This is a genomic window from Segatella copri (assembly GCF_003465495.1).
In the GTDB taxonomy this organism is placed as follows: domain Bacteria; phylum Bacteroidota; class Bacteroidia; order Bacteroidales; family Bacteroidaceae; genus Prevotella; species Prevotella copri_G.
Genome location: NZ_QSAV01000047.1, coordinates 22,417 through 28,650 on the forward strand (window position 1 = coordinate 22,417; position 6,234 = coordinate 28,650).

The 6,234-nt window shown below is 46.8% G+C and carries 2 protein-coding genes and 1 pseudogene; 1 reads left to right on the forward strand and 2 read right to left on the reverse strand.

All coding sequences use genetic code 11. The annotated features are described in order from the left end of the window. Positions 1-196: 196 nt before the first annotated feature. Positions 197-4,528 carry a hybrid sensor histidine kinase/response regulator transcription factor gene (locus DWV53_RS12440; protein ID WP_181992492.1) on the forward strand — a complete coding sequence of 1,444 codons (4,332 nt, stop codon included), beginning with the start codon at positions 197-199 and terminating at the stop codon, positions 4,526-4,528. Between the two features lie 79 nt (positions 4,529-4,607). Here the strand turns inward: DWV53_RS12440 and DWV53_RS12445 are convergent. Both DWV53_RS12445 and DWV53_RS12450 read right to left on the reverse strand, forming a co-directional pair. Next, a pseudogene (locus DWV53_RS12445) lies at positions 4,608-5,147 on the reverse strand (RagB/SusD family nutrient uptake outer membrane protein); the annotation flags it as partial. Positions 5,148-5,304: 157 nt separating this feature from the next. Continuing rightward, entirely contained in the window at positions 5,305-6,156 is an 852-nt protein-coding gene (locus DWV53_RS12450; protein ID WP_118154417.1) for a hypothetical protein, read from the reverse strand. Positions 6,157-6,234 lie beyond the last annotated feature (78 nt).

A 6,234-nucleotide genomic window follows, 5' to 3' on the forward strand; every position in this document is an offset into this window, starting at 1 on the left:
CGATACCTTCTACCAGGAGATGTCAAAGCAAAAATACCACTTATTCTTGCCGACTATACTTTATATTTTGACCATTCACCTTTATTTTTTGACTTTTGCCCATTTTTTGTTTTTCACATTACATTTTCTCTTTCTTTTTGTTTTGCAGTCTAAGGATTTTATCGTATTTTTGCAGAAGAATCAAACGACCTATCAAATGAAAAGAAACAAAAAGACATTCTACACCTTATTATATATAGCAGGAATCATCAGTATTTGGCTGCTGCCTCTGCAGGCATTCGGCAGCATCAAATTAGACGGGAAGCGTCTCTCGGCTAAGGATGGCTTGTCGTGCAATACGGTGAACGATATCATCCAGGATAGAGATGGATTTATCTGGCTCGGTACCCCGAACGGTATGAGCCGATATGATGGCTATCAGTTTATCAACTTCACCAATCTCAGCAAGAACTCCGGGCAAAAGAGTCACCACTCCATCTCCCAGCTCATCAACGACGAGAAACACGGACTCATCTGGGGCTACAATCCATCTAATATCCTCTGCTGCTTCGACCTGGAAACTGCTCATTTTTCCGATTATTTCGATAAGGAGAATGCTACGCTCTTGAAAAACCGATTCAAGAGCCAGAATGGCATGTGGCTCTTTTCCGGGGATTTCGGAGCCAGATACCTGACTTATAGCAACGGAAAGTTTCAAGCCACAGATTATACTACAAAGAACGGCAAACTGATAGGCGACAATCAGCTACAGATGATAGAAGACGCCAAACAGAATGTATGGATAGCATCCGGTAAAGGTCTTAACCGCATCACCCCTGATGGCAAGAGTCATCTGATGCTCAAGAACCAACATATCATCACCCTGACTACTGACGGCAATCATATCGCCGTGCTGACCGACAAGGGCGATGCCTTCCTTTATGACAAATCGGGCAAACTCGTCCGGAAATCCCATCTTCCATCCATGGTGGGATATGTGGGTAAATCGCGCGCCTCCTTCTTCTGGCAGGGAGAATGGTATATCTTTACCCAGGAAGAAACTTTTGCCATGAACCTGAAGACCGGCATCTTCCACAAGCCAGCCATCCAGATACCGAATGCCATGTCGAAAACCTTTCTCAAATCCTATGAGTTTCTTTACGACAAGAAGGGAAACGCCTACCTGTTCAGCAAGAAGGGAAACCTCTTCAGAAAATTCCATCTGCTGGACGACAAGGCTTACATCAACGGTAGAGACAAGAACTTCGTGGCTGCCGAAGATGCCCTCGGAAATGTATACATCGTATCTTATGGCAACGGACTCTTCATCTACAACCCGAAGGAAGATGAACTCCAGCACTTCTCTGCAGCAGACAAGGACCCGCTCTTCCATTCCGACTTCCTGCTGAACATATTCATCGACCGCAGCGGATGCATCTGGATCTGTACCGGAGATGGCGTATATTGCTGCCGTGAACTGAAGGATCTCTACACAGAGCATGTCAAGATAGAACCAAATACCAACCGGGAATGGAGCAACTACGTGCGACATATCAGCAACATAGGCAATGACAAACTCGCCGTCAGCACCCGTGCCAACAGGACTTATATCTATGATACCAGGACCCAACAGCGAACATTGGAAAGGCAGACCGACGCCTGCGTCTATGACTATGCCATAGATCCGCAGGGCAAGAAATGGATATCTACCAAGGGAGACGGCATCTACATTGACAATGTAAGATATTCCAAATATAAGAAGGAACATTATGCGCCAGGTGCCGCCTTCTACAAGACCATCTTCGACAAGCAGGGAAGAGCCTGGATTGCCACCTGGGGAGAAGGTCTGCTCATCACCCCACAGACTACGGGGCAACAGCCACGGAAATTCGAGCAGTTTCTGAATGCTGACGGCAAGGAAGCCCAAATCCATGATCTGCTTCTGGACCGCAAAGGCAGGCTCTGGGTATGCAGCAACAATGGCATCCTGATGGTTAATACTGCTGAAAAGAAGATCACAGCCCAGAAGTTCCTCCGCTTCAGCGACGAAAACGGAAAGCTGCCCGTAAGCGAAATCAATTGCGGCATCGAGGCACACGACGGAAAACTGTGGTTTGCAGCAACCGGAGGCGTTCTGAAATGCAGCTACGACGAGAAGACCCGGGAACTGGAGTACGAGCTGTTTGATACCAGCAAGGGACTCACCGACAACAATACCCGCTCGCTGGAGGAAGACAACTACGGCAATATCTGGATTGGTACAGAGGAAGGAATCTCCCGTCTCAACGCCAATGATATCCGTTCATTCCAGACAGGACGCACCATCTTCAGCAACAACTTTACGGAGAACTGCGCCACCAAGCTGAATGATGGCAGACTGGTATTCGGTGTTTCCGACGGTATGATCTTCATCCAGCCATCCCGCACCATCAGCATGCCACCAGCTAAGATGAAGGCAGTCATCACCGACCTCGCCATCAATGGTATCTCGATATACGAAGCAGAAAACGAGCAATTCCTGACCAAGGCGCTGAACTATACACGGGAAATCAGCCTACCACACGACAAGAATTCGCTCACACTTCACTTCTCCAACTTCGATTATCCGCACATCCAGAATGTGATGTACCAGTACTATCTGGAGGGAATAGACAAGACCTGGCGCCCGATGACCAGCATCAACCATGCCGAGTTCAGCGACCTGAACCCAGGCAGCTACACCCTACATATCCGTACCCGTATAGGCAGCAACCAGTGGAGCGAGGAAACCTTGCTGCACATCACCATCTGCCAGCCTTGGTACAATACGGTATGGGCGTGGTGCATCTATCTGCTCATCATCAGCGGAGCCGGAGTACTCTACTACCGTTCATGGCTGAGAAACTTCGAGCTGAACCAGCAGATTGCATTGGAGAAACAGATGTCTGATTTCCGAATCAACTTCTTCACCCATATCTCTCATGAGTTCCGCACCCCGCTCGCCATCATCCAGAGTGCCGTGGAAAAGATGATGACCAAGGGAGAAGGCTATGCTTCCAAGAACACCATCTATACTCTCTCCAGAGGAACCAAGCGACTGCAGCGACTCATCAACCAGCTGATGGAGTTCCGCAAGATCAATACGGGCAATATGAAGCTGAATGTAGAAAAGGGCGAAATCATCGGTTTCGTGCGCACCATCTACAATGATTTCTATACCGTAGCCAAGCAGAAGAACATCACCATGAGTTTCACTCCTTGGACCAGCAACCACGAGATACTCTTCGACCAGGAAAAGGTGGAAACCATCGTCTATAACCTGCTGAGCAACGCCGTGAAATATACCCCGGACAGGGGCATCATCAGCGTAAGACTCTATCTGGAGAACGACATCGTATTCTTCTCGGTAGAAGACAACGGTCCGGGCATCAAGCCGGAAAGAGAGGCTGACCTCTTCAAGCCATTCATGCACGGCTATGCTTCCAAGGGCGGTATGGGCATCGGTCTCTATACGGCGCATAAGATGGCAGAAATCCACAAGGGTTCGCTCACCTATCAGCGTTCCCGGAATCTCGGAGGCAGCCGCTTCTGCCTTGCCCTGCCAGACGATGCCGGCAAGTATCAGCCGGAGGATATCATCGAGAAGAAGGCGCTGGACGACCACAGCATCGACAAGGACGAGATAGACATGATTGTGAAGGAGATGACTCCGAAAGCCATCAACAACGTTACCGTGATGGTGATAGAAGACGATCCGGACATGCTGGAACAGATCAAGTCGGAGCTGTCGGTCTATTTCCATGTGGAAACATTCATGAATGGCAAGACGGGTTACGAGAATATCCGGAAGATTAAGCCAGCCCTGCTCATCAGCGACATCCAGCTGCCGGAAATGAGCGGCTACGAGATTGTAAGCAACATGAAGGCGGATCCGGAGACGCAGAATATCCCGGTCATCATGCTGACCGCCTTTGATGATACCAGCCATATACTGAAGGCATACAAGAACTTCGTAGATGACTATATGGTGAAGCCTTGCAACTTCAAGCTCTTCATCGCCCGAGCCCTGCAGTTTGTGGCTATGGACCTGAAGGCGAAGCAGCAGGCTGAGGAGAAGGCGAAGCTTCAGGAAGAGACCCTGCAAGAGAATGCTCCGCAAGAGAACCCAGAGCAGACGTCAGGCGGAGAAGCCATCCTGATCAAGCCTGTGAAGGAGCTCAAGAAGAATGAGCCAACCCTCCTGATGTCAACCCTGGACAAGAAGTTCAAGGACAAGCTGGAGGCAATCGTGGCACAGCATATCGGCGACAACAACTTCAATGTAGACCGCCTTGCCGAGCTGCTCTGCCTGGGCCGTACCACGGTATATAACCGCACGAAGAGCATCATGGGTGTTTCGCCAAACATCTATATCCAGAACGAGCGTCTGCGCATTGCCGCCAAGTTCCTGCTGGAAGGCGAATACACGGTATCAGAAATCAGCGAAAAGGTTGGCTTCTCCGATTCCACCTATTTCTATAAGTGCTTCAAGAACAAGTATGGAATAGCGCCTAGCAAGTATGGCAAGTAAAGATTGCCTGCCAAATAGATTACAAAAAAAACTCGTTGGCTTCTTTACCAACGAGTTTTTTTATTCTTATAATTATAAATTACCAGCCTGGATTCTGCTCCCACTTCTGTCCATACTTCTCGTGCTTCAGCATCACGTCGTTAGGGATTGGGAAGAGATACATCTTGTCATCCCACTGGCGCTGTACGGTTTCACGGGTATAGGTGAAGGAACCATCATCGTTCCTGGTAATCTTCATCTCCTGAATGTTCTTGAAGAACTTGTTAGCCTCCTTCCAGCGGCGTACATCCCAGAAGCGATGACCCTCGAAGGCAAGTTCTACCATGCGTTCGTTCTGATACTTGCTCCACCACTCCTCATTGCTCAACGAAGTAGGGAAATCAGGCATTCCGGCACGCTGACGAATCTTGTCCACAGCCTCGTCTGCCGACATAGGGAGATCGGCACTCGTAGCAGTGGCGCTGCCCAGATACTTGAATGCAGCCTCAGCATAGTTGAGATAGAACTCACCCAGACGATAGGTAACCCAAGTATGATAGTCGCCCTGCTTCTTGGTCTTTGAAGTAAGGTCGATATCACCATGCAGCAACTTCTTCAGATAGTAACCCGTAGGAGTGCCACAGATCACCATTCTTGGCGATGGTCAGCTCGAAGCGAGAATCACAGTGACGCAATTTATAGACTGTAGTATATTTAGCTTTCAACATACAAACTCGCAAACACTTACCAACGAGTTAATATTTTATAATAATCACCGAACACCTTTTCAAAAAACATTATTTTTTTACGATAGGAACATTAGGATATTCTTCTAAATACAGGTGGTCATCAAAACGAGAATAATCCCATTTTAAATAAGGAACAAACTTGTGATATAAAGAAACCATGTTACCTTCTTTTGTATTTATCTTTATGTTAAACAGAGAAATGAAATCTGAAAATGTATCAAACTCTGAACGAGCTCCAGGAAGACCATCAGGCGTAGTTGGTATATAAGTTTCAATTGGAGCTTGTGAAATATCCATGTCATCTATAACGTTACCATCTTCATCCCAAAAAGGTAAAGTAACAAGATAATATGAATTTCCCATTGTGTATGTTTTGCCATATAGCCAATTACCATTTGTAATAAAATCCACCATACCGTGATCAGAATATTTGGTACCAAAAGCATTTTGAACACAAGGACCACCTATTTGAGTTTCCACCCTAACTCGAGCAGGATTAGAACCACCTAACCTAGAAACCAAATCAGGATTAAAGACAACATACTCTCTATTGTCCCAATCAGTACTAGCATACATCCTATAATCGAACCAAAATGGAATCCCAATATTTTGCTTTTCTAAAACCACATAAGGATTTACAAGAACAGCAGGCTTCTTCGTAAGGCACCAAACTCCTAATCGCCCAACATTTTTCACAGATATAGACATAGACAAAGGCACAATCAATCCTGTTTGCAATGTTTTCATCTCACCTTCTAATTCTACAGTTCCTACAGTATTCAACTGAACAGATTGAGTGGTTTGAGTTGTCTTGGAAAACGATCCAATAAAAGAACCTAAAGCAGCTCCCACAGCAGAGGTAACTAAAGAACCAGCCCCACTGCTAAGAGACTTTTTCACATCATCTCCAAAGTTGGCATCCTTTACTTGATCTGAAAGTAAGCGGCTCCGCGTTTATACCTTGCATAATTCAAAAAA